20 protein-coding genes are annotated in these 23,288 nt (G+C 69.5%); 11 read left to right on the forward strand and 9 right to left on the reverse strand.

Features of this window, described 5'->3' with window-relative positions; genetic code table 11:
• Positions 1-12: 12 nt before the first annotated feature.
• The 5 genes from QNO12_RS15335 to QNO12_RS15355 all read right to left on the reverse strand — a co-directional run bounded on the left by QNO12_RS15335 (position 13) and on the right by QNO12_RS15355 (position 5,429).
• Complete coding sequence (locus tag QNO12_RS15335) at positions 13-1,191, reverse strand: acyl-CoA dehydrogenase family protein (RefSeq protein ID WP_257501292.1); 1,179 nt, start codon at positions 1,189-1,191, stop codon at positions 13-15.
• The gene (locus QNO12_RS15340; RefSeq protein ID WP_257501291.1) at positions 1,188-2,825 is read right to left on the reverse strand and encodes an AMP-binding protein; all 1,638 of its coding nucleotides are present in this window, start codon (positions 2,823-2,825) and stop codon (positions 1,188-1,190) included. The genes QNO12_RS15335 and QNO12_RS15340 overlap by 4 nt, the downstream gene beginning before the upstream one ends.
• The gene (locus QNO12_RS15345; RefSeq protein ID WP_257501290.1) at positions 2,822-3,739 is read right to left on the reverse strand and encodes an SDR family NAD(P)-dependent oxidoreductase; all 918 of its coding nucleotides are present in this window, start codon (positions 3,737-3,739) and stop codon (positions 2,822-2,824) included. Before QNO12_RS15345 ends, QNO12_RS15340 begins: the two co-directional genes overlap by 4 nt.
• The gene (locus QNO12_RS15350; RefSeq protein ID WP_257501289.1) at positions 3,736-4,200 is read right to left on the reverse strand and encodes a MaoC family dehydratase; all 465 of its coding nucleotides are present in this window, start codon (positions 4,198-4,200) and stop codon (positions 3,736-3,738) included. The genes QNO12_RS15345 and QNO12_RS15350 overlap by 4 nt, the downstream gene beginning before the upstream one ends.
• Before the next feature lie 92 nt (positions 4,201-4,292).
• Entirely contained in the window at positions 4,293-5,429 is a 1,137-nt protein-coding gene (locus tag QNO12_RS15355) for a zinc-binding dehydrogenase (protein ID WP_257501288.1), read from the reverse strand.
• Positions 5,430-5,589: 160 nt separating this feature from the next.
• Between QNO12_RS15355 and QNO12_RS15360 the strand changes: the two genes are divergently transcribed.
• The 8 genes from QNO12_RS15360 to QNO12_RS15395 all read left to right on the forward strand — a co-directional run bounded on the left by QNO12_RS15360 (position 5,590) and on the right by QNO12_RS15395 (position 12,802).
• Positions 5,590-6,129, forward strand: a complete 540-nt coding sequence (locus tag QNO12_RS15360; RefSeq protein ID WP_257501287.1) for a UGSC family (seleno)protein — start codon at positions 5,590-5,592, stop codon at positions 6,127-6,129.
• Between the two features lie 2 nt (positions 6,130-6,131).
• Positions 6,132-7,244: a hypothetical protein gene (locus QNO12_RS15365; protein ID WP_257501286.1), complete on the forward strand. Its 1,113-nt coding sequence runs from the start codon at positions 6,132-6,134 to the stop codon at positions 7,242-7,244.
• Between the two features lie 54 nt (positions 7,245-7,298).
• Positions 7,299-8,582, forward strand: a complete 1,284-nt coding sequence (locus QNO12_RS15370; RefSeq protein WP_257501285.1) for an aconitase X — start codon at positions 7,299-7,301, stop codon at positions 8,580-8,582.
• Positions 8,579-9,013, forward strand: coding sequence for an aconitase X swivel domain-containing protein (locus tag QNO12_RS15375; RefSeq protein WP_257501284.1), 435 nt, complete (start codon positions 8,579-8,581; stop codon positions 9,011-9,013). The genes QNO12_RS15370 and QNO12_RS15375 overlap by 4 nt, the downstream gene beginning before the upstream one ends.
• 92 nt (positions 9,014-9,105) lie before the next feature.
• Positions 9,106-10,206 (forward strand): ABC transporter substrate-binding protein, encoded by a 1,101-nt coding sequence (locus QNO12_RS15380; RefSeq protein ID WP_257501283.1) that lies wholly within the window; start codon positions 9,106-9,108, stop codon positions 10,204-10,206.
• Between the two features lie 81 nt (positions 10,207-10,287).
• On the forward strand, positions 10,288-11,115 hold the full coding sequence (locus QNO12_RS15385; protein WP_257501276.1) for an ABC transporter ATP-binding protein: 828 nt from the start codon (positions 10,288-10,290) through the stop codon (positions 11,113-11,115).
• 4 nt (positions 11,116-11,119) lie between these two features.
• The gene (locus tag QNO12_RS15390) at positions 11,120-11,914 is read left to right on the forward strand and encodes an ABC transporter permease (protein WP_257501275.1); all 795 of its coding nucleotides are present in this window, start codon (positions 11,120-11,122) and stop codon (positions 11,912-11,914) included.
• Between the two features lie 42 nt (positions 11,915-11,956).
• On the forward strand, positions 11,957-12,802 hold the full coding sequence (locus QNO12_RS15395) for an IclR family transcriptional regulator domain-containing protein (RefSeq protein ID WP_257501274.1): 846 nt from the start codon (positions 11,957-11,959) through the stop codon (positions 12,800-12,802).
• A 49-nt stretch (positions 12,803-12,851) separates the two neighbouring features.
• On the opposite strand, the gene QNO12_RS15400 is transcribed toward QNO12_RS15395, so the two are convergent.
• The 4 genes from QNO12_RS15400 to QNO12_RS15415 all read right to left on the reverse strand — a co-directional run bounded on the left by QNO12_RS15400 (position 12,852) and on the right by QNO12_RS15415 (position 19,491).
• Positions 12,852-14,219, reverse strand: coding sequence for an FAD-dependent oxidoreductase (locus QNO12_RS15400; protein ID WP_257501273.1), 1,368 nt, complete (start codon positions 14,217-14,219; stop codon positions 12,852-12,854).
• A complete protein-coding gene (locus QNO12_RS15405) occupies positions 14,216-15,982 on the reverse strand; it encodes a dihydroxy-acid dehydratase domain-containing protein (protein ID WP_257501272.1) in 1,767 nt (588 codons plus the stop codon). Before QNO12_RS15405 ends, QNO12_RS15400 begins: the two co-directional genes overlap by 4 nt.
• Before the next feature lie 108 nt (positions 15,983-16,090).
• Positions 16,091-17,779: a thiamine pyrophosphate-binding protein gene (locus tag QNO12_RS15410; protein ID WP_257501271.1), complete on the reverse strand. Its 1,689-nt coding sequence runs from the start codon at positions 17,777-17,779 to the stop codon at positions 16,091-16,093.
• A 125-nt stretch (positions 17,780-17,904) separates the two neighbouring features.
• A complete protein-coding gene (locus tag QNO12_RS15415) occupies positions 17,905-19,491 on the reverse strand; it encodes a molybdopterin-dependent oxidoreductase (RefSeq protein WP_257501270.1) in 1,587 nt (528 codons plus the stop codon).
• A gap of 102 nt (positions 19,492-19,593) precedes the next feature.
• On the opposite strand from QNO12_RS15415, the gene QNO12_RS15420 reads away from it, so the two are divergent.
• The 3 genes from QNO12_RS15420 to QNO12_RS15430 are packed head-to-tail and all read left to right on the forward strand — an operon-like array spanning position 19,594 to position 23,178.
• Complete coding sequence (locus QNO12_RS15420) at positions 19,594-21,369, forward strand: circularly permuted type 2 ATP-grasp protein (protein WP_257501269.1); 1,776 nt, start codon at positions 19,594-19,596, stop codon at positions 21,367-21,369.
• Positions 21,363-22,295, forward strand: a complete 933-nt coding sequence (locus tag QNO12_RS15425; RefSeq protein WP_257501268.1) for an alpha-E domain-containing protein — start codon at positions 21,363-21,365, stop codon at positions 22,293-22,295. The genes QNO12_RS15420 and QNO12_RS15425 overlap by 7 nt, the downstream gene beginning before the upstream one ends.
• 37 nt (positions 22,296-22,332) lie before the next feature.
• Positions 22,333-23,178, forward strand: a complete 846-nt coding sequence (locus QNO12_RS15430; RefSeq protein ID WP_257501267.1) for a transglutaminase family protein — start codon at positions 22,333-22,335, stop codon at positions 23,176-23,178.
• The last annotated feature ends 110 nt before the right edge of the window (positions 23,179-23,288 follow it).

The following is a 23,288-nucleotide window of genomic DNA, read 5'->3' on the forward strand; positions in this document are numbered from 1 at the left end:
CAGGGCTGAGCGTCAGCGCGTGAAGGCGCTCAGCCCTGTGATGGCCTTGCCGACGATGAGCGAGTTGACCTCGTGCGTGCCCTCGAACGTGTACAGGGCTTCGGCGTCGGCGAAGAAGCGTGCCACGTCGTTCTCGACGCGGATGCCCTCCGCGCCGCAGATCTCCCGGGCCAGGGCGACCGTCTCTCGCGCGCGGTCGGCAGCCCATGTCTTGGTGAGAGCGGCGTGCTCATCGGCCATGGCCCCCCGCCGATGCAGCTCGGTCAAGCGCACCGTCATCGCGAGCGTGGCGGTGGCGTTGCCCAGCATCCGGGTCAGCTTCTCCTGGATCAGCTGGAAGCCGGCGATCGGACGCCCGAACTGCTCGCGGCGCAGCGCGTACGCGAGTGCGGCCTCGTAGGCGCCGGCCTGGAGACCCGCGGCGTTCCAGCCGACCGCGTAGCGCAGCTTGGCGAGGATGGCGGACAGATCGCGGAACGAGTCGATCCGCTGCAGCCGCTGCGATTCGTCCACGCGCACGTCTTCCAGGAGGATGTCCGCGTTGCGGACCATGCGCAGGCTGATCTTGCCGGTGATGTCCGCAAGGCTCAGCCCGGGAGAGTCGCGGGGGACCAGGAACGCCTTGGTGCGGCCATCGGCGGCATCCCGCGCCACGACGACGATGATGTCCGACTGCGCCGCGTTGCCGATCCAGCGCTTCCTGCCGCTGATCCGCCAGGTGTCGCCCTCGCGAGTCGCGGTGGTCTCCATGCCTCCGGCCACATCCGACCCGTGCAGCGGCTCGGTCAGCGCGAAGCAGCCGGTCACTGCGAACGACGGGATGAGGGGATCCAGGCGTGCGACCTGCTCGGGTGATCCGCCCTCGCGCACGACGGTGCGGAACATGCTGACCTGGCCGCCGTAGAGGGTGCCGATCGACATGTCGAAGCGGGCCAGCTCGAAATGCCGGAAGCCGACGTAGAAGGGGCTCAGCCGGCCGTCCTGGTCGAGTAGACCGGGATCGTCCTCCAGGTGCAGTTCGGCCAGCAGCGCCCGCAGATGCACGGGCGACTCCGCCCGCTCCCACCAATCGGACAGGTGCGGCCGGGCGTGCTCCTGAAGCAGATCCCGCAGCGACTGCAGCTTGGCCAGCTCGAGGTCGGTCAGCAGCTCGTGGTAGCCGAACAGGTCGGTCGGCGCAGCCGCGGTCACTTCGCCACGTCCGCGGTCTCGGCCAGCCTCGCCAGCTCGCGCGCGGCGTCCGCTTTGACGCGCGCCAGTTCCACCTTGCCGGTGGAGGAGCGCTCCAGTGAGTCGCGGACGAAGACGTGGCGCGGCTTCTTGTAGCCGGCCAGTCGCTGGTCCAGGAACGCCAGCAGTTCGGGAACGTCGATGCGGGAACCGGGCATCGGGGCGACCATGGCGCTGACGACTTCGCCGAACCGGCGATCGGGCATCCCGAACACGATCACGTCATCGACGCCCTCGTGCTCCAGCAGCACGTCCTCGACCTCGGCCGGGAACACCTTCTCCCCGCCGGTGTTCACGACGGCGGCGAGTCGGCCGAGCAGGTCGACGGACCCGTCTCCGCGCGCGCGTGCCCAGTCACCCGGCATGACGTAGCGGTTCCCGCGGATCGTGGGGAAGGTCTTCTCGGTCTTCTCCGGGTCGCGGTAATAGCCCTTGGGGAGGATGCCGCGGAAGGCGAGGATGCCCAGCGCACCGGCATCCGCCTGGATCTCGTTCAGATCCTCATCCAGCAGCACCGTGCCGGGGGTGATCATCAGCTTGGCGGGCAGGTCCTGGGCGCTGTGGGTGATCCCGAACGCGTACGGACCGCCTTCGCTCGAGGCGAGCATGTCGACGATCGCGATGTCGCCGAGCGCGTGCAGGCGTCGTTTGACGTCGTCGCTGAAGCGCATGCCCGAGCTGACGATGGAGTTCACGCCGGACAGGGCCACCTCGAGCCGTTCCGCCGCCTCGACGAACGGGAGCGCCAGCGCGTCGCCGGCGACGATGAGCCGCGTCACGTCGTAGTAGATGGTCAGACGCAGCGCCTCTTCGATGTCCATCCGAGGTGCGGCGTGCAGCACCACGGTACCGCCCAGCGCCAACGTGCCCATGGTGGTGGACTGCGCTGTGCCGTGCAGAAGCGGAGTGAGCGGGAGGGTGACGACACGCGGTGTCGCCGGGTCCACGGCGATCCGGATCGCTCCGTCCAGGTCCGTGGGCGGTGTGACGCCGATCAGGCCCCACGTCGACTGCTGGCGTGCCACCAGAAGCGTGTCCAGATCCCACACCACCGCTTTCGGCATGCCCGTGGTGCCACCGGTGTACAGCCGCAGCTCGGCGCCGCGCGGCGCCTGCGGAGGAAGGACGCCGCCGGCTGCGACGACGTCTTCGTAGCGGGTCGCCCCGTCGATCGCGTCACCGCCGTGCGCAGCGCTGTCGTCGACGACGATGAGCTCCACCGCCGGTTCGATCCCGGCCACCGCCTCGCGGGCCAGCTCCGCCAGCGAGGCCGGGACCAGCAGCACGCGCAGATCGGAGTCCAGGATCAGGTCCCGCACCTCGCCGGCGCGGTAGCGGTAGTTGATCGCGACCGGAGCGACGCCGATCGCGAGGCACGCCCAGGTGAAGCTGAGGTATTCCGGACGGTTGTACAGGAGCATGCCGGCGGCATCGCCGACCGAGAGCCCGCGTTCGCTCAGGTGGCGCGCCAGCGCGCCCGCCTCAGCGGCGAGGCGGCCCCACGTCACCCGGTCGTCACGCGTGATGATGGCGATGCGATCCGGGTCGGCGTGGGCGATCCCCTGCCAGAGATCGCTGTAGTGCGGTGCGGTCACTTCTCGCCTCCATCGCGAACGGGGGGTCCTGAACGGGGTGCCTGGCCGGCGAACCGGGAATGCCATGCGGAGTCGATCGTCTCGGCGCTCCACCCGCCGTCGGAATACTCGGCGTCCTGTTCCACGGGGTGCGAATACAGGGTGAGCTTGTCGCCGCCGATGCCGATCGCCTGCCCGGTGACATCGCCGGACGCGGCGGAGGCCAGCCAGACGATGAGAGGGGCGACGTCCTCGGGGGTGCCCAGGGCGTTGTCGTGGCGGAACGCGTGCGGGATCGGCTCGCCGGCCAGGTACCGCTGGTACAGCTCCGTGTAGGCCGGGATGGTCGCGGTCATCGGGGAGAGGGCCGTGGGGATCACCGCGTTGGCGGTGATTCCGGCACGGGCCAGTTCGAGCGACCAGGTGCGCGCCATCGCCACGATGCCCGCCTTCACGGCGGAGTAGTTGGTCTGGCCGAAGCTGCCGAACTGCCCGGCCGGCGATCCGACCAGGATCAGCCGCCCGCCCTCGCCCTGCTCCCGCAGCCGCGTGGCCACTGCCCGGCCGCAGGTGAAGGTGCCGCGGAGGTGGCTGGAGACGACGGCGTCGAAATCGTCGTCGGACATCTTCCAGAGCACCCGGTCGCGGAGCACACCAGCGTTGGCGACGAGGACATCCACGCGACCGAACTGCTGCACGGCATCCGCGACGAGCTGCTCGGCCGTCTCGGCCGGGCCGACTGCCCCGATCGAGGCGACCGCACGGCCACCGCGGGCGGTGATCTCGCCGACCGTCTCGGCGGCGCTGGCGGCGTCCACGTCGTTCACCACGACTGCTGCGCCGGCATCCGCGAGAGCGATGGCGTAGGCGCGGCCGAGGCTGCGCCCTGCGCCCGTGACGATGGCCGATCGACCGTCGAGCCTGATGGCGCTCACCGGTAGTGCCTCAGGATGAGCTCCGCGTAGACGGCGGGCTTGGCCGATCCCTCGACCTCGAATGTCAGGGCGAGTTTCACCTGCCAGCCTCCGCTGATCTCGGTCACGTCCGCGACCTCGCCGCGCACCCGGATGCGGGAGCCCGAAGGCACGGGGCTCGGGAACCGGATCTTGTCGAATCCGTAGACGATGCCCGTGGAGGTGCCGCTGACGCGGTAGATCTCGCGCAGGTGGGGGACCACCATGCTGAGGGTGAGCATCCCGTGCGCGATGCGCCCGCCGAAGGGCGACTTGGCGGCGGCCTCCGCGTCGACGTGGATCGGGTTGTCGTCGCCCGACAGCTGCGCGTAGATGTCGATGTCCTCCTGCGGGATCTCCCGCCACGTCGAGGGACCGAACGTCGCGCCGGCGATGTCGCCGACCTCGTCGATCGTCACGAACACGTGGGGTGATTCCGTCATGTCGACTCCTTTGATGCTGCTTCTGAATGGTGTGGAAATTGAATGTCAGTTTACCTGTGACGTTTTGCGTGTCCGAGGGGGCTGGACGGCCTTCAGCTGGCGCCGCCCATGGTGATGATCGCCCGGCCGGTGATCTCTCCGCGGGAGAGCGACTGATAGGCGGCGTCGGCCTCGGCCAGGTCGTAGCGCCGCGTCACCAGCGACCCGACATCGAACCGCCCGGACGCGGCCAGAGCCGCGACTTCGGGCAAGTCGGTGCGGGTGCGGCCGCCGAACGACCCGACGATGTGATAGCCGCGCCGCACCAGCGGCGTGATCTCCACCTCGGCCGCCGCCGCTCCCGCGCCGATGCCGATGGCGACCATGCGGCCGCCGTCGTCCAGCATCCCCACCGCCTCACGGAACGTCGCGGGATGACCGAGCGCCTCGAAGGCCACCCGCACCCCGCCCACCATCTCGCGCACCGCGGCCACGGGGTCCACTTCTGCGGCGTTGACCACGTGCGTCGCACCCAGCTCGCGGGCACGGTCGAGCTTGGCGTCGGCGACATCGATCGCGACGATGGTGGTGGCGCCCGCACTCAGTGCCATCGGGATGAGGCTCGATCCGATGCCGCCCACGCCCACGATCGCGACCGAGTCGCCCGGCGCCACCTCGCCCGCCCGGAACACCGCGCCGTACGAGGTCAGTCCGGAGCACCCCAGGATGCACGCCGACTCGGGGTCCAGGCCGTCGGGGATCGCCGTCAGTGCGGACAGCGGAACCACCGCGTACTCGGCCAGGCCGCCCATCGAGTACATCGCCAGGAACGAGCCGTCCGGCATGGCCAGCCGGCTCTCGCCGTCGTAGAGCGTGCCCCGCAACCGGTTCTGGGCGAAGAAGTTCAGGCACAGGTCGTCACGCCCGCGACGGCACTGGTCGCAGTCTTCGCACGGCATGATGAAGCCGGCAGCGACCAGATCGCCGACGGCCAGGCCACGGGCGTCCGTCGTCCCGGCGCCCAGCGCCACGATCCGTCCGCTGACCTCGTGGCCGAGCACTGCGGGGCGGGGGAAGGCGACCTCCCCCTTGAGCACGTGCAGATCCGTGTGGCACACCCCGCATGCGATCACCTCGAGCAGCGCCTCGCCGGCGCGCGGAGTCGGCGTGGCGATCTCGGCGATCTCCAGATGCGGCTGGTCCCCGACGAGGATCGCGGCCCGCATCGTCGCGGGAAGAGCTCTGGGCACGGCGGGATCCTCGAATCTCTTGGGGGTGACAGTGGAATCCTGTCGGGTCTGCGGCCGTTCCGGCACGAGTCTTTTCGTTCAGTGAAAGCGAGGGTGGGGATGCCGCGTGCCCCGGTGGCATATTGATCCGACGCTGAACAGATGAAAGAGGAGTGTCGCGATGGCAACCCAGGAGCTGCTGCTCGACCCGACCGGGATGGAGGACGGCGCGCAGAACAGCACGCTGTCTCCGCGCCCGGTGAGCCTGCGAGGACTGACGATCGGTCTCCTCGACAACACCAAGCCCAACTCGACGATGCTGTTGAACGAGATAGCGCGCGAGCTGCAGGACCACCACGGCGCCGGGGAGTCCCGGCTCTACACCAAGGACTACTTCGGCACCCCGCTCAGCCAGGAGCTGCTCGAGGAGATCGCCGGCGAGTGCGATGTCGTGATCACGGCCGTGGGCGACTGCGGGTCATGCAGCGCGGCGACGGTCGCCGACGGCATCCTGCTCGAGCGCGCCGGCGTGCCCACCGTGAGCATCACGTCCGACTCCTTCCTGATGTCCGGTGCGGCCATGGCGTCCGTGCAGGGGTTCCCCGGATTCGATTTCTATGCGGTCAAGCACCCGATGGCCAGCTTGAACGCCGACGAAGTGCGCGAACGCGCGCTGACCGCGCTGCCGGACGTGCTGCGCATTCTTGGAGTTGAGGGTTGATGATGAGCACGACAGCACTGGACCAGGCAGCCGCACCGGAGGTCGACGCCGACCGTATCCGCGAGGCCATGGAGTACTACTGGACCAAGGAGTGGACCGACGGGCTTCCGGTCGTCCCGGTCACCGAGTCGTACCTGAACCAGTTCCTCGCGGGGGTGGACCGCGATCCGGAAGAGGTCCTGTTCACGATCACCCACCTGAACCGCCACCTCACGGTCCGGCTCGCGGCGATCAACGCCGCGCTGGCCGGGTGCCTGCCCGAATACTTCCCCGTCGTACTGGCGGCATGGGAGGCCATCGCCAAAGAGCCGCACCCCGCGCGCGGCATCTGGCAGAGCACGACCGGCACCGCCCCGTTCCTCGTGGTCAACGGACCGATCCGCGCGGAGATCGGTCTGAACAGCCAGGGCAACATCTTCGGCTCCGGCTTTCGCGCCAATGCCACCATCGGTCGTGCGATCCGCCTGGGATGCATCAACGTCTTCGGCCTGCACCCGCACAAGCTCGATCAGGCCACCCAGGGCACTCCGGCGAAGTACTCGGCCTGCATCGCCGAGAACGAGGAGGAGAGCCCCTGGCCCGCGCTGCACACGGAGTACGGCTTCGATGCGTCCGACAGCGTGGTCACCGCCTATGTGATCCGCTCGGTGATGCACATCGAAGCGCGGCACACCATGGAGCCCGAGCAGCTCGCGCTGGATTTCGTGGACAGCATCTGCCGTACCGGCGCATTGATCCACGAGTACACCAGCGCACTCCTGGTCATCGTGCCGGAGCACGCCGAGGTCTTCGCGTCGGCGGGATGGAGCAAGGACGATCTGCGCAACTTCGTGTTCGAGCACTCCGTGCGCCGCCGTTCCGAGCTGGTCGCCGTGGGCAAGGACGCGCTCTCGCACAAGACCCGCTGGCGCCTCTCGTCGGAGCACCCCGACTCGATGCCCGACACGGCGAGCACGACCGACGAGCCGGACGTCGTCCGCGCGCTGAGCCACCCCAGCTCGATCCAGATCATGGTCGCCGGCGCCAACAACGCGGGCGTCTCGGCGGTCGTGGAGATCTTCACGTTGAACCCGCCGCGGGAGAACCCCTTCTCGTACAGCAGGATCGGCGCATAAGCCGCCAGCGGCATCGGGGCGGGCGGCGGTACACGCCGCCCGCGGGAGGAACAAGTGAGACTCACTGACGAGGAACGCGTGATGCGCGACGGCGCCGAGGGCGAAGCGGTCGCCGCGGCGATGGATCTGCTCATCCGCTACGGCGAGGCCCTCGGGGCGGAGCGGCTCGTGGACACGCGCAACGTCGCGGGCACGATGACCCAGCCTTCGCCGGCCAAGGCGAAGCTGGAGCGGGAGGGCGGCTGGGCGCGCGCCTACGCCGTCATCAATCTGGACTGCGATCGGGACATCGAGATCCCGCGCATGAAGGTGCCGACGTGTCAGCTGCAGCACGGCTTCGCCGAGGACGCCGCGGGTCTCACCGCGTATCCGACGACCTCGATCGAGCTGCAGGGCAGCGCGGAGAACTACTTCAGCGAGCGAGGCGTCAACATCCTCGCGACGTGCACTCCCTACCAGGTCGGAAACCTGCCGGTCCGCGGCGAGCACGTGGCGTGGATGGAGTCCTCCGCGGTTGTCTACGCCAACTCGGTGCTCGGCGCCCGCACGAACTGCGAAGGCTCGGCCTCGACCGGCGCCGCCGGGCTGACCGGCAAGATCCCGTACTGGGGCAACCACGTTCCCGAGAACCGCCTCGCCACGCACGTCGTGCGGGCCGACGTCGGCATCGACAACTTCCAGGAGTGGGGGATGTTCGGGTACTTCGTCGGCGAGACCGTCGAAGAAGCGCGGCCCGCGGTGATCGGATCGCTGGCGCAGCCGGACCTCGCCGACCTGAAGCACTTCGGTGCTGCGACGGCCACGTCCGGCGGTGTCGAGCTCTTCCACATGCCCGGCGTCACCCCTGAGGCCCCGACGCTCGAGGCGGCGTTCGGTGGCCTGCACATCCCGGAGCCGGTCGCGTACGGACCGCGCGAGCGGCAGTGGGTGTACGACACCCTCAACGCGCAGGGCACGAGCACCGACGTCGATTTCGTCCTCCTCGGCTGCCCGCACGCGTCGCTGGACCAGGTCGCCCGAATCGCCCACCTGCTGGAGGGTCGACGCCTGCACGCGGACACCGAGCTGTGGGTGATGACCCCGCGCGCGCTGCGGACGATGGCGGACCGAAACGGCTACACCCGGATCATCACCCAGGCAGGTGGGCACGTCCTCACCGACTCGTGCCCCGCGATGTCCAAGGCGGCCCCTCCGGGAACCCGCGTGTTCGCCACCGATTCGGCCAAGCAGGCGCACTACCTGCCCGCGATCCTCGGTATCGAAGCCTGGTTCGGAACGCTCGACGAATGCATCGACGCGGCCGTCACCGGCCGCTGGCGCGGGGGGCTGCGCCCGTGATCGAACTACGTGGACGCGGTATCGTCCCGGGCGTCGTCGAGGCCGAAGCCCTGGTCACCCGCGACGCGATCTCGGGCTTCGGCGGCATCGATGTCGCCACCGGCACGGTGATCGAGCCACGTCACGAGCTGTTCGGGGTCTGCTTCACCGGTAAGGTGCTGGTCTTCCCCGGCGCGAAGGGTTCATCCGGCTGGTCGGGGTTTTTCCAGAGCACGCGACTGATGGGCACGGCACCTGCGGCGATGGTGTTCCGCGTGATCACGACGAAGGCGGTGCTCGGTGCTATCGTCACGCGGGTGCCGACCGTCGTGGAGGCGATGCCGGACCCCCTCGAGACCATTCGAACCGGCGATCGCGTGCGCGTGGACGGCGACACCGGGCTCATCACGATCCTCGACCGAGGCAGGCAGCAGGCGGGTTTCACTGAGTGAAAGGAGTGCTGGAGCCCGCGCACACAACTAGGCAGACTCAACCCGCCCCCCGCGATGCCGCGGGCAGGCGGAACCCGACACAGGAGTCAGGCATGATCACAGCAGTGACACACCGCACCACACGATCCCCGAAGCGGCGGATCGCGAAGATCGTCGCGGCCACCCTTGCCGCCGGAGCGCTCGCGCTCTCCGGATGTGCGAGTTCCGCCCCTGAGCCCGGTGGCACCGAAGCGGCTCCCGAGGCCAAGCTCACCAAGATGGTGGTCGTCACCTTCCTTCCCCTGGAGTCCTTCACCTTCACACCGGAGATGTTCGCCTACGCCGGCGGCTACTTCGAGAAGCACGGACTGGATGTCCAGCTGCAGCCCGTGCAGGGCACCGCCGCGGCGATCCAGACTCTGCTGGGCGGCGCGACTCCGATCACGCGGGCCAGCACGGTCGACGTCTTCCCCGCCATGGAGAAGGGCCAGCCCATCGTCGCCATCGGCACGATGGCATACAAGTCGAACCTGCGGGTCGCATCCGCGAAGGAGAACGCGATCGAGTCGGCCGCCGACATGGAGGGCCAGGTCATGGGCATGGGCTCGATCGGTGGAACGAGCGAGAAGATGCTGAACCTCGCCCTCGACGACGCCGATGTCCCCCGCGACTCGGTGACGCGTCAGGCGGTCCCGGTGACCGGAGCGACCTTCGAGCTGGTCAAGCAGAAGCAACTGGCCGGCTACATCGTGAGCCTGGACACCTCCATCGCCCTCGCGGAGCAGAACCCCGACGCGGTCATCAGCTCCGCCGATCTGGGCGACGCGCCCGACCTGCAGACCTGGATCACGACCCCGGCGAACCTGGAGGACCCGGACAAGGTCAAGGACATTCAGGCGTTCCTCTCCGCGATCCGCGAGGCGACCCAGTTCGTCATCGACGACGCCGAGAACGACTTCGAGAACGTCCTTCAGATTCTCCGCGACAGCGGCGACTTCGCCTTCGCCGCGCTGGATGACGACGATGTGGCACGCCAGGCGCTCGAGGTGTACACCAGCCAGACGTGGATCGATGCCGAGGGCGACCGCGCGCTGCTGGAGAACGACTTCGACGGATGGGTTGCAGCGTACGAGACGTACGCGAAGTCCGGTCTCCTCGAAGGCGGCAAGGACCCGCTGGAGTGGATCACCGACGACTACCTGCCCACCGACTGACCGAGCACTCCCGCCGGCGCCGTCCCACCCGTTTCCCGGGTGGGACGGCGCGGCACACCGATACGAGAGGCAACACCTCCCATGACAAATGAGACGCTCGTGCCGAGCGCATCACCCGTCGCCGTAGAGCCACCGCGGTTGCGCATCCAGGACATCGGGCGCGACTTCCACACCCGCAACGGCGTCACCCACGCGGTCTCCGGCGTGAACCTGAGCATCGAGCGGGGCGAGTTCGTCGCCCTGATCGGCCGCTCCGGCTGCGGCAAGACCACCCTGCTGCGCATGATCGGCGGACTGCTCCCGCCCAGCACCGGCACCGTCGAGGTCGACGGCAAGTCGCTGTGGCGCGGCGGTCACGTGGATCCGTCCGCGGTCACGAAGCTGGGCTTCGTGTTCCAGGAGAGCAACCTGTTCCCGTGGTTCTCCATCCTGGACAACATCGCCCTACCGCTCAAGCTCCGAGGCGTGGGCAAAGCCGAGCGGCGGGAGCGGGCTGCCGAGCTGGCGCGGCTGGTCGGCCTCACCGGGTTCGAGCGCTCCTACCCGCGTGAGCTGTCCGGAGGGATGCGCCAGCGCGCCGCCATCGCGCGGGCGCTGAGCACGGAGCCGGAACTTCTGCTGATGGACGAGCCGTTCGGGGCGCTGGACGCGCTCACCCGAGAGCGGATGAACCTGGAGCTTCAGCGCATCGTGCTGGAGACGAATTCGACGGTGGTCTTCGTCACGCACGACATCCCCGAGGCGGTCTTCCTCGCGGACCGGGTCGTGCACATGACCCCCCGTCCCGGTCGGATCCGTCAGATCCTGCCGGCGGAATTCCCCAAGCCTCGCGCCGTCGAGGTCACCACGACCCCTGAGTTCAACGAGATCGTGCGCATCCTGCGTCGCGACCTCGACGAGGAGGAATGACGACATGTCACCCCGAATGTTGAAAGCACTGCCGTGGATCGTCACGCCGTCGCTCGTGGTCATCATCGTCGTCGCCTGGTGGGCGATTGTGACGCTGCTGAACGTCAACCCGTTCATCTTCCCGCCGCCGCAGGCCGTGGGCGCATCGTTCATCCAGCTGCTGTCCGAACCGCGCACGTGGGCGGCCGTCGTCGTGACGGTGAGCGAGGTCATCATCGGCTTCGTGATCGCGGTCGTGTGCGGTGTGGTGGTGGGCGTCGTCCTGGGCAAGGTGCAATGGCTGGAACTCAGCCTCCGGCCCCTGATCGTCATCGCGCAGGTTGCTCCGAAGGTGGCCTTCGTGCCCCTGTTCGTGATCTGGTTCGGTTTCGGTCTGACCTCCAAGGTCGTCCTGGCGGCGCTGCTGGCGTTCTTCCCGATCATGCTCAACGTGCTGCTCGGCGTGCGTTCGGTCGAGCAGGGCCACCGTGAGGTGATGCAGAGCCTGAACGCGAGCAGGCGTCAGACGTTCCTGCAGCTGGACATGCGCAGCCTGCAGCCGTACCTGTTCGCGGGCATGGAGGTCGGCATCGTCCTGGCGACGATCGGCGCCATCGTGGGCGAGTACCTGGGCGGCAACAACGGCCTCGGAAACATGGTCGTCTCCGCGATGAACTCCCTGGATGCGGCGAGGACGTTCGCGCTGATCCTCTTGCTGTCGATCATCGGCCTCGTGCTGTATCTGATCGTCAACGAGGCCAAGCGGTTCGTGATCCCGTGGCACGAGTCCGTGTACGGGCTGCGGAACGTCAGCGCGTAGCAGCAGCGGGTCTCCACGTCGCTTCGCGTTGCGATCCCTAGGATGGGATCGCAACGCGAAGCGCGCGTGTATCGGGACGGCGGCATACCAGTGGCGGAAGACAGGTCCCGCGATCGAATCCAGAGCATCGAGCGCGGCATCGAGGTGCTCCGGGCCTTCGGTGGTCACGACGCGGCGCTGAGCCCCAGTGAGATCGTCGCCCGGGTCGGCCTTCCGCGCCCGGTGGTGCGACGCATCCTGCTCACCTTCGCCCACCTCGGCTACGCCCGCTCGCAGAACGGCATGTGGAGCCTGACCCCCCGGATCCTCGAGCTCAGCGCCGGATACTTCTCCACCGCCTCGCTGCCCGAGGTCGCCTACCCCTTCATGGGAGAGGTGGTCGAGCGCACGGGCGAGACCTGCAGTGTGGGCGTGCTGGACGGCGTCGACATCATCCACGTCGCCCGCGTGGAGGACCGCCGTCCGCTTCCCGACGCGGTGCGTGTGGGGATGCGCCTGCCGGCGCACGCGACGGCGCTCGGCAAGGTGCTGCTCGCGAACGCGCCGGATACGGCGGTGGACGACTACTTCCGCGTCGCCCCCCTCGAGGGTCACACACCGCAGACGATCGTGGACGAGTCCGACCTGCGCGACCGACTCGCGCTGGTGCGTGAGCGCGGCTTCGACGTCTCGGTCGAGGAGCTTCATCCCGGGATGCTCGCGGCCGCCGTGCCGATCCTCGTCGACTCCGAGGCGGTCGGGGCGCTGGCAGCGTCATCGACCACGGTGCGCGAGTCGGAGCAGAGCATGATCGAGGACGTCGTCCCGGTCCTGCGGGATGCCGCTGTGCGGGTCGCGCGCACCTATCGCAGCGCGAATCCGCAGCTGTTCCGGGCGGCCCGGGCATAGCGGCGCCCGGTCATCGCGCGCGTGTCGCGCGCAATGCCGGGCGCACTGGCTAGCTGACCGGCGCGGCGATGCCGGTCGGAAGGGTGGTGCCCAGGTAGGCGCCTGCGGCGGTGAGGCGGGCCTGGAGCTCGCCGATGTCGATGCCGGCAGCGCTGGTGCCCCCACTGAGCGCCAGGTCGGCGGCCGTGCCTGCGGCCTGGCCCATCACGAAGCACGGTCCGGTGACCCGCCCGGAGGACTGGCCACCCTGGGTCATCGATGCGCAGCGCCCGGCGACCAGCAGGTTCTCGACGACCTGAGGCACCAGCATCCGGTACGGGAGCTGGTTGTACCCGCGGGAGTCGACCGGCGCGAAGCGGAATTCCACGTCGCCGACCACGTGCGCCTCGACGGGCCAGCCGTTCACGCCGATGGTGTCGTCGAAGTCGGCGCAGCCGAGGACGTCGTCCTCGGTCAGCTGGTACGGCCCGACGATGCGGCGGGTCTCGCGGATTCCGATCGAGGGGGCGATGTCCACGATGTAGGAGTCCTGGAAGCCGGGGGTGACGGCTTTGATGAATGCGAACGTGTCCTTGACCTGCTGGCGGCCCTGGATCTCGCCGCGGGTGAGCTGCTCCACGTTCGTGCCGTCGACGGCCGAGCCGTCCTCGTTGGAGAGCTGCGTCAGGTTCGAGCGCCATTCCAGCGGGTTGCGCTGCGGGCGCACGATCGGCTTCTTGCGGGGAAAGCTGTGCGTGCCGGCCTCTTCGGCCTCCTCCATGATCCGGCGGATGGTCTTCCACGCCTCGCCGGCCTCTTCGGGGTGCACCCCGTTGATGCGGAACATCAGCGACGGGTACATGAGGTGTTCGGAGCGCTCGAACGGCGCCCCCGACCAGGCGGCCAGGTCGCCGTCGCCCGAGCCGTCGATGAAGAAGCGGCCGCGGATCGCGGCGCGACCGGACTTGGACTCCACCACGACAGCGTCGATCTTTGCAGTGTCGGCCATCACGACGTCGACGACGGCGGTATGGAAGAGCAGCTCGGCGCCGCTGGCCAGGACAAGCTCGTCGGCGGCGATCTTCAGGACGGAGATGTCGTACGAGAGCGCCTGGATGCGGTTGTCCACCGAGAGGTGCGGCTCGTTCAGTCCGTCCATCGCGGCCATGCGGTCCAGCAGTTCGTCGGCGTAGCCGCGGATGACGCGTCGGTCCTCGCCGTAGATCCGCGCGTGCAGCCCGCAGAACGTGGCGAGGCCGCCCATGGTCCCGGCGCCGCCGAGGAAGCCGTAGCGCTCGATGAGCAGAGTCGATCGGCCCGCGCGCGCCGCGGCGGTGGCGGCCATGATGCCGGCGGGGCCGCCACCGACCACGACGACGTCGTACTCGCCGATGACCGGCACGTCGGCGGCGGGCAGGTGGATGGTGGGGGTGCTCATGCGGTCTCCGTCAGTGAAAGGGCGGATGCCTCGTCCGAGGCGTCCGACGTGCAGGGCCCGGCGGGGCGTGCGCACAGCACGGCTCCGCAGCTGAGCGGCTGGACGAGCTGCTCGTACTGGTCGAGCATGCCGCCGCCGGTGTCGCGGTCCGCAGGGGGCGCGTACGGCGGCCGGGCGGCGAGCTCGGCCGGATCCACGAGCAGATCGAGGCTGCCGGTGGCCAGGTCGATGTCGATGATGTCGTCGTCCTGCACGAGGCCGAGCGGCGCCCCGGGGGCCGAGGCCTCGGGGGAGACCTCGCCCACCGTCATGCCCTGGTTGACCAGGCCGCTGAACTGTCCGTCGGTGACCAGAGCGACGCTCTGGGCGAGGCCCTTCGCGTGCAGGGCGAAGATGAACGCGCTGGTCAGCCCCATGCCGGGTGCGCCCGAGACGCCGATGCCGCGGATCACGGCGACATCGCCATGGCGCAGCCGCCCGTTCGAGATGCCGTCGATGGCCTCCTCGCGGTTGGCGAAGATGCGGGCGGGGCCGGTGAACCGGCGCGGCCCGGGGTCGGGCACCGGACGCTTGGCGACGGCTCCGCCCGGCGCGAGCGTGCCTCGCAGCACCGCGATCGCGGGATCGGTGCCGAACGGGTCGGCGATCGGGCGGATGATCTCCCCGTCGGCCGGCCGGGCGTCGGCGGCGTTCTCGGCGATCGTCTTGCCGGTCACGGTGAGCTGGTCGCCGTCGAGCAGCGGCAGCAGCTCGCGCAGGATGGTCGCCCCGCCGCCGACGTCTTCGAACTGCTCCACGAGCCACGGACCGTTCGGGCGCACCGAGGCCAGGAGGGGCGTGTCGCGGCCTAGCGTGCGGAAGGTCTCCCACACGTCGATGTCCAGACCGGATTCGACCGCGATCGCCTGGAGGTGCTTGATCGTGTTGATCGAGCCGCCCACAGCCAGCATCGTGCGCACGGCGTTGCGGATGGAGCCGTCCGTGATGATGGCACGCGGCCGGATGTCCCGTTCGATGAGGTCGACCAGGGCGACCGCGGACCGGCGGACCGAATCCCACATCGGTTCGCTGTTGGCGCGGACCGGAGCCGCGCCGGGGACGGCCATGCCGATCGCCTCGGCGACCATGTGCATCGAGTTCGCCGTCGCCAGCCCCGCGCACACCCCCGGGCCGAGGATCGCGTCGTCGGCGAGCTCCTCGAGGTGCTCGGTGGACTCGCCGGTGACGGCCGCCTTGGCGGCCAGCAGGAACACCTCCTCGACGTCGGCTTCGCGGCCCTCCGCGAGTCCGGAATGCTGGTACCCGCAGGGCACGATGATGGTGGGGATGTCCAGACGCCCGGCCGCCATCAGATGCGCGGGGGTGGTCTTGTCGCACGAGCTGAGGCAGATCATCGCGTCGAGTTTGGCGCCCTCGACCGCGGCTTCGATGTCGTTGACGATCAGATCGCGGCTGGGGAGGATGTACCGGCCGGCGCGGCCGGCGCTCGTGACGAAGTCACTCGGGGCGACCGTGCGGATCTCGAAGGGCAGCACGCCCAGGGCGCGCAGCTCGGTCTTGAGCGCGTCGGCGACCTCGTCGAGGTGGGCGTAGCAGGCGGCCAGCTCGGAGGACGTGTTGACGATCGCGACCTTGGGCTTGAGCAGGTCGCCGGCCGGGATCCCGAGCGAGCGCCACTGCGCCCGACGCGCGATGCCCAGCGCGGATGTGGGCGGGAGGTTGCTGCGCAGGGGCCTGACGGCGTCGCTGGGTGAATCTGGCATGGTCGTCCTCGTCTCATGCGGTCGGCGCGGAAGGAATGGTCGTGCGGCCGACGTGATCTAGTGTACGCAATGCGGTCCGTACGTCGCAATGCGTACGGACCTGGGTGGTCAATGGGAGATGCGCACCGGCTCACCCGGGGCGGTGGACCGGCGGTGGCGGCGCGCCATCAGCCAGGACGGGAACTTGGCGATTTTGGCGTCGATCACGAGGGGGCGGTCTCGGGGACCGTCGACCCAGTCCCGCACCGCATCGAGGTCGGCGACGCTGCGGACGGTGATCCCCTCGCAGCCGTATCCCCGGGCGATGGCGGCGATGTCCGTCTCGGGGAAGCGCACCAGGTCGAGCTTGTCGGTGTACGGCTCGAAGAGGTTGACTTCCGCCCCGTACGCGTCGTCGTTGTAGACGATCACAACCATGCCCAGCCCGAGCCGCACGGCCGTGTCGAGCTCGACGAGCGACATCAGGAACGCCCCGTCGCCCGTGCCGACGACCGGGAGTCTGTCCGGCTGCGCGACTCCGGCGCCGATTCCGGCGGCCAGCCCCATGCCGATCGCCTGGAACGACAGCGGGATGCAGTACCCCCGCTCGTCCGGCACTCGCAGGTGCGCGCCCGGATAGCAGTTGACGTTTCCGCCGTCCGGCACCACGACCCGCTCGATCGGGAGGATGGCATCCAGGGCGTTCGTCAGCTCCTGCGGATCGACGCGGTCCGCCGTCGGTCGCGGTGTGAACGGCTGATCCTTCCAGTACCGGAACCGGCGCACCCGCTCCGCAACGTCGGGGGTGCGATAGCCCGCCTTGCCCGGTGCGCGCTTCTGGACCGCATCCGCGACTGCGGCGGCGACGGATGCGGCATCCCCAACGATGCCGAGGTCGACCGTGCGATGCAGGCCGATCGCGTCGGCGCGGTCATCGACCTGCACGGTCGTGGCCGTCTGCAGCAGCTCGCCGCTGCGGGTGGTCCACGTGTTGAGCGCGGCGCCGAAGGCGACCAGGACATCGGCGCCGGAGATGAGCTCCGCCGCGCCCTCGGTGGCGAAGCCGCCCATGACGTCCAGCGCCCATTCGTCCTCGACGAACAGACCGCGCCCGGCCGCGGAGGTGACCAGCAGGGCACCGGATGCCGCGGCCAGCCGTCGCAGTTCGTCCTTCGCACTCCACGCGCCACGTCCTCCCACGATGACCGGGCGCTCCGCCGCGGTCAGCAGTCCCACCAGGTGCGCGAGCTCCTCGGGTGAGGGGCCGGAGGGCGCAGGCGCGGGAAAGAGGGGGATGGCGGCTTCGTCGAAGTCGACGTACTCCTCCTGAAGATCGACCGGCAGCGAGAGCACGACGGTCTCGCGCCCCACCACGGCGGTGCGGATCGCGGCGGCGGTGTCCCCCACGGCCGACGCCGCCGTGCGGATCCGCGCAGGAGTGGCGCCGACGGAGGCGACGGCGGCGTCCTGGTCGATGTAGAAGTTCGAGGTGACATCGCCCGCCGCGGTGTCACCGGTGACGACGAGCAGCGGCGTGTGGCACTTGGCCGCCTCCGCGATGCCGGTCAGGGCGTTGGTCAACCCGCAGCCCTGGTGCACGGACAGCACGGCCAGGCGCCCGGGGGTGGTGCGGCTGAACGCGTCGGCCATCGTGGCCGCACCCATCTCGTGCCGCGTCGCGGTGAACGGCATCCCGGCGTCGATCATCGCGTTGGTGACATGGAAGTTGCCGCTTCCGACGACACCGAAGATGTGCGCCCCGCCCCGTGAGGCGATCGTCCTGCCGATCGCCTCAGCCACCGTGATCCGCTCGGTCATACCGCCTCCGTCGCCGTTGCGCGTCCGGTCGGCGACCGGGGGTCCGCCTTTCCAGCATTGCGGGCCGAGCGCAGAAGGTCAACGCCATGCGTACCAGCGACCGCGATGCGTACGAGGGGTCGGCGTCAGAAGACCTCCACGAATCGCTCCGGCCACCCGCTGGCGCCATCGGGGTCTGTCCGGGTGCGAGTCTCGGTCTGGACCTCCCCTGTCATGCTGGTCGCCCGGCATCGGACCACGTGGTTGCCGGTGGTCGCCGTCCAGGGCAGCATCCACTGCACCCACGTGTCATCGGAGATGGCTGTCGCCAGCGTCGCCGTCTGCCAGGGTTCCTCGTCGACCTGCACCTCGACGGCCGCAATGCCCACCGTCGGCTGCCAGGCGACTCCGGCGATGACCGTCTCCCCGGATTTCAGACCCTGCGCTTTGCGGGGCACGTCGATCCTCGACTGCAGCTTGATCGGCCCGCGCTCGGACCACCCGCGGGTCGTCCAGTACGCGCTGACCGCGTCGAACCGCGTGACCTCCAGCTCGGTGACCCACTTCGTCGCCGACACGTAGCCGTACAGGCCGGGCACGACCATTCGCACCGGGAAGCCGTGTTCGGGTGGCAGCGGCTCGCCGTTCATCGCGATCGCCAGGATCGCATTGCGCGCGTCGGTCAGAGCCGCCAGCGGCGAGCTGGCGGTGAATCCGTCGATCGAGTGCGAGAGCACCATGTCCGCCTCGGCGGTCGGCGCGGCCCGCGCCAGGAGGTCGCGGATCGGGTAGCCGAGCCACAGCGCGTTGCCGATCAAATCGCCGCCGACCTCGTTCGACACGCACGCGAGGGTGGTGTAGCTCTCCTGCAGCGGCAGCGCCAGCAGCTCATCCCACGTGATGGTGACCTCGGTGCCGACCAGTCCGTGGATGCGCAGAGTCCAGTCCGCCGGGTCCACCTGGGGCACCAGGAGCGCCGTGTCGATGCGGTAGAACTGCGCGTTGGGGGTGACCACCGGCGCCAGGCCGGGAACGTCGAGCTCGGCCGTGGCCGGCACCGGCGGCGCCGCGACGGCCGGAGCCGGCAGCGTCAGTGCGTCCCTGACCGCGGTCACGGCGTGGACGCCGGCGCGGGCGAGCGAAGAACCCACCGCCGCCAGCACGCCCACCGCCACGGTGCCCACCGTCCAGAGCAGGAAGGTGCGGCGTTGGAGTGGTGTGGACTGCTCGGCCGGGTCCGGTTCGGGCTCCGTCGCGCGCTCGGGCACCGCGATCGGTGCGACCTTCAGACGCCCGGGTACCCGGGCCATCAGCAGGGCCAGAGCCAGGGCCGCTGCGGCGCCGGCGACCACCGAGGGCACCCAGTCCAGCGGGGCGGGATCGGCCCGGGTGACGGCGGCGACGGCGCCCACTCCGCCGAACAGGATCATCGCGGCGATGCCGAACGGCGGCCACCGCAGCTCCACCAGCCCGGTGATCGCCGCGAGCACCACCAGCACGATGCCGATGCCGATGATCAGCGCGAGCTTGTCGTCGGTCCCGAACAGCGCGATCGCGGCATCCTTGGCCCAGGGCGGCGCGAGATCGATCAGGGCGGAGCCGATCACCGCGATCGGGCTCGCATCGGGCCACATCAGGGTCGCCGTCAGCTCTCCCAGACCGCCGCCGAGCACGGCTGCGGCAACGCCGGCCCCCGCCGCCGCGAGCCGTCGACCCCTCGTCCCGCTCCCCACGGCTGAAGCCTACGCTCGCGCCGCGCCGGGCGGGGCGGCGCGCGCTTCACACCGGGATCGCACGAAACATGCGGGCAACACACCCCCGACTAGAGTCGTGGAATGGGTGATCTTTTCGACGGCTACGGGTCCACATTGGCACCCCGAAAGAGCGCATCCGGCATCCCCGCCTTCGATGAGATGTTCGGCAGCCCTTCGCATCCGGGCGAGGCAGCGCAGTCCCGCGAGGCGTATCGCGAGCTCTACCAGGCACTGGCCCAGATGACTCAGGAGGAGCTGCGCGGTCGGACCGAATCGCTCGCCAGTTCGTACCTCGCCCAGGGTGTGACGTTCGATTTCGCCGGCGAGGAACGCCCATTCCCGTTGGATGCCGTTCCCCGGGTCATCACGTTCGACGAGTGGTCGCGGGTCGAGGCGGGGGTCAAGCAGCGCGTGCGCGCACTGGAGGCCTTCCTCGACGATGCGTACGGCCGCCAGCACTGCGTGCGCGACGGCGTCCTGCCGGCCGGGCTGATCGCCTCGTCCCAGTATTTCTACCGTCAGGCTGCCGGCATCCGCTCGGCCAACGGGGTGCGCATCCAGGTCTCGGGGATCGATCTGATCCGTGACGAGCACGGAGAGATGCGCGTGCTGGAGGACAACGTGCGGGTCCCGTCCGGGGTCAGCTACGTCATCTCCAACCGCCGCGTGATGGCCCAGACGCTGCCCGAGCTGTTCGTGTCGATGCGCGTGCGTCCGGTCGGCGATTACCCGAACAAGCTCCTCGCCGCGCTGCGCGCCTCCGCGCCCGCCGGCATCGAGGACCCCAACGTCGTGGTGCTCACTCCGGGGGTCTACAACTCCGCGTACTTCGAGCACACGCTGCTCGCGCGGCTGATGGGTGTCGAGCTCGTCGAAGGGCGGGATCTGCTCTGCGTCGGCGGCAAGGTGTTCATGCGCACGACCCGGGGACCGCAGCGCGTCGATGTGATCTACCGTCGCGTCGACGACGAATTCCTGGACCCGCTGCAGTTCCGCGCCGACTCGATGCTCGGCGCACCGGGACTCATGCTCGCCGCGCGGCTGGGCAACGTGACGATCGCCAACGCGGTGGGCAACGGCGTAGCCGACGACAAGCTGCTCTATACCTATGTCCCGGAGCTGATCCGGTACTACCTCGCCGAGGAGCCGATCCTCAAGAACGTCGACACGTGGCGGCTCGAGGATCCCGGCGCACTGGAGGAGGTGCTGGACCGGCTCGACGAGCTCGTCATCAAGCCCGTCGACGGCTCCGGCGGAAAGGGGCTGGTGGTCGGTCCGGACGCGTCACCGGCCGAGCTGGAGACTCTGCGCGAGCGGCTGCGCGCCGACCCGCGCGGGTGGATCGCCCAGCCGGTGGTCATGCTCTCGACGATCCCGACGCTCGTGGAGGACGGCATGCGCCCGCGGCACGCCGATCTCCGTCCGTTCGCCGTCAACGACGGGGAGGACATCTGGGTGCTTCCGGGCGGGCTGACCCGTGTCGCACTGCCGGAGGGGCAGCTCGTGGTCAACTCCAGCCAGGGCGGCGGCTCGAAGGACACGTGGATCGTCGGCGGCTCCGCCCCCTCGCACGTCGAGTATGGGCAGGGAAGCGGCCTGGCCGGCCTGGTGGCCGATCAGGCCGCGACGATCACTGCAGCGATCCCGATCATCTACGACGGGCAGCCGCCCCCCACCCACTCTCCGCAGGATCGCCCGCGCACGCGCGTGGAGCAGCAGGAGCAGCAGCAGCAGGCTAGCGATGCCACCATCCCGTCGACCGCGAGACTGCATCCGCGCCTCGAGACTGCGGGTAAACCGCACTGTCTGGATGCCCCGTTGCAGTCTCGCGGGGAAGAGGATGGTGCCGCATGCTGAGCCGGATCGCCGAGAGCCTGTTCTGGATCGGGCGGTACATCGAGCGCAGCGACGGCACCGCGCGCATCCTCGACGTGCACCTGCAGCTCCTGCTCGAGGATCCGTGGATCGACGAGGACACCGCGTGCCGCTCGCTTCTGCTGGTGATGGGCGCCCTCCCGCCCGGACCCGACGAGGTGGTGCGCCGCCAGGACGTGCTGGCCAGGCTCGCGGTCGACCAGATGAATCCGGCATCCATCTCCTACGCGCTGCAGGCGTCCCGCGAGAACGCCCGCCGTGCGCGTGAGATCGTCTCGACCGAACTGTGGGAGACGCTCAACACCACCAATTCACGGATGCCGCGGCGGCTGCAGGCCGACAAGGCCCATGAGTTCTTCAAATGGGTGCGCGAGCGGGCTGCGCTCGCGGTCGGCACCGTCGACTCCTCCACCAGCCGGGACGAGGCGTGGCAGTTCTTCACGCTCGGTCGGAGCATCGAACGGGCCGACATGACCGCGCGCCTGCTCGCGACCAGGTCCCTGACCGAGGCATCCGGACCGTCGTGGACGACGATCCTGCGCTCCTGCGGTGCGTACGAGGCCTATCTGCGGACGTACCGAGGCATGCCGAGCGCCCGGAATGCGGCCGAGTTCCTGCTGCTGGACCGGCTGTTTCCGCGGTCGATCATCTACTCGATCCAGCGTGCGGAGGAGTGCATGAGCGCGATCGATCCCCGCGCCGATCGCGTGGGTCACTCCAACACCGTGCTGCGGGCGCTCGGGCAGATCCGCAACGACCTGGAGTACCGGCCGATCAGCGAGATCCTCGACCATCTGCCGCAGCACATGCGTGCCGTCCAGAAGGTCACGCGGGAGGCGTCGGAGGCCATCAAGGCGCGCTTCTTCCCGACCCAGGCCGAGCCGAGCTGGATCGGAGAGGTTTCATGACGACCCGACACGCCCGCCGACCGCTGGGGCGGCAATCGTGAAGCGACTCCGCATCGAGCATCAGACCGGGTTCTCCTACCCCGGCGAGGTCTCCGCGTCCTACAACGAGGCGCGGATGCTGCCCAGCTCGACCGACAGCCAGTTCGTGCTGAGCTCGTCGCTGGACATCGAGCCGTCGACCTCGGTCAACCAGTATGTCGACTACTTCGGCACCCGCGTCGCCGCTTTCGATGTCCTCTCCCCGCACGCGTCGCTGACCATCTCGGCGCGCTCACTCGTTGAGGTGCGCCCGCGGCCGATGGAGCACGCGGACATCAGCTGGACCCGTCTGGGCACCGAGGTGCAGCGATCCATCGAGACGGTGGAGCAGCTCGTCCAGACAAGCCGCACCCGACCGCACCCCGAGGTCGCCGAGATCGCCCGCGTCATCGCGGCCCAGCACGAGCGGCCGGGCATCGCCGCGCACGAGATCGCCATGGCGGTCGGCAACGCGGTCGAGTACATGCACGGCATCACCGGCGTGCATTCGACGGCGGCGGAGGCGTGGGCCGAGCGCAAAGGCGTCTGCCAGGACATCACCCACATCACCCTGGGGGCGCTGCGCGAGGTCGGCATCCCGGCACGGTACGTGTCGGGGTACTTCCATCCGCGGCCGGAGGCGGAGGTGGGGGTCCCGGTCACCGGCGAGTCCCACGCGTGGGTCGAGTGGTTCGCCGGCGAATGGCAGGGTTTCGATCCGACCAACAACATCGACATCGGCGATCGTCATGTCCTGGTCGGACGCGGCCGCGACTACAACGACGTGCCGCCGCTGCGGGGCGTGTACGCCGGTCCGTTCAAATCGCAGCTGCACGTGAAGGTCACGATCACCCGCGAGGCCTGAGGCTCCGCCCACTCGGCGCCGACAGGGCGTCCCCGCCGAGCGGGCCTTCGGAAACGGGCCGGCCCACTCGCGCCGCGGCGGATGCGCCGATGGAGTGGGCCGGTGTGCTC

The sequence above is a fragment of the Microbacterium sp. zg-B185 genome, assembly GCF_030246885.1.
Taxonomy (GTDB): domain Bacteria; phylum Actinomycetota; class Actinomycetes; order Actinomycetales; family Microbacteriaceae; genus Microbacterium.

Excerpts from the sequence above, each read along its gene's own strand:
- QNO12_RS15380 (WP_257501283.1), top strand. The coding sequence starts at position 9,106 with ATGATCACAGCAGTGACACACCGCACCACACGATCCCCGAAGCGGCGG.
- QNO12_RS15420 (WP_257501269.1), top strand. The coding sequence starts at position 19,594 with ATGGGTGATCTTTTCGACGGCTACGGGTCCACATTGGCACCCCGAAAG.
- QNO12_RS15350 (WP_257501289.1), bottom strand. The coding sequence starts at position 4,200 with ATGACGGAATCACCCCACGTGTTCGTGACGATCGACGAGGTCGGCGAC.
- QNO12_RS15400 (WP_257501273.1), bottom strand. The coding sequence starts at position 14,219 with ATGAGCACCCCCACCATCCACCTGCCCGCCGCCGACGTGCCGGTCATC.
- QNO12_RS15405 (WP_257501272.1), bottom strand. The coding sequence starts at position 15,982 with ATGCCAGATTCACCCAGCGACGCCGTCAGGCCCCTGCGCAGCAACCTC.
- QNO12_RS15410 (WP_257501271.1), bottom strand. The coding sequence starts at position 17,779 with ATGACCGAGCGGATCACGGTGGCTGAGGCGATCGGCAGGACGATCGCC.
- QNO12_RS15365 (WP_257501286.1), top strand. The coding sequence starts at position 6,132 with ATGAGCACGACAGCACTGGACCAGGCAGCCGCACCGGAGGTCGACGCC.
- QNO12_RS15390 (WP_257501275.1), top strand. The coding sequence starts at position 11,120 with ATGTCACCCCGAATGTTGAAAGCACTGCCGTGGATCGTCACGCCGTCG.
- QNO12_RS15385 (WP_257501276.1), top strand. The coding sequence starts at position 10,288 with ATGACAAATGAGACGCTCGTGCCGAGCGCATCACCCGTCGCCGTAGAG.
- QNO12_RS15395 (WP_257501274.1), top strand. The coding sequence starts at position 11,957 with ATGGGATCGCAACGCGAAGCGCGCGTGTATCGGGACGGCGGCATACCA.
- QNO12_RS15360 (WP_257501287.1), top strand. The coding sequence starts at position 5,590 with ATGGCAACCCAGGAGCTGCTGCTCGACCCGACCGGGATGGAGGACGGC.
- QNO12_RS15425 (WP_257501268.1), top strand. The coding sequence starts at position 21,363 with ATGCTGAGCCGGATCGCCGAGAGCCTGTTCTGGATCGGGCGGTACATC.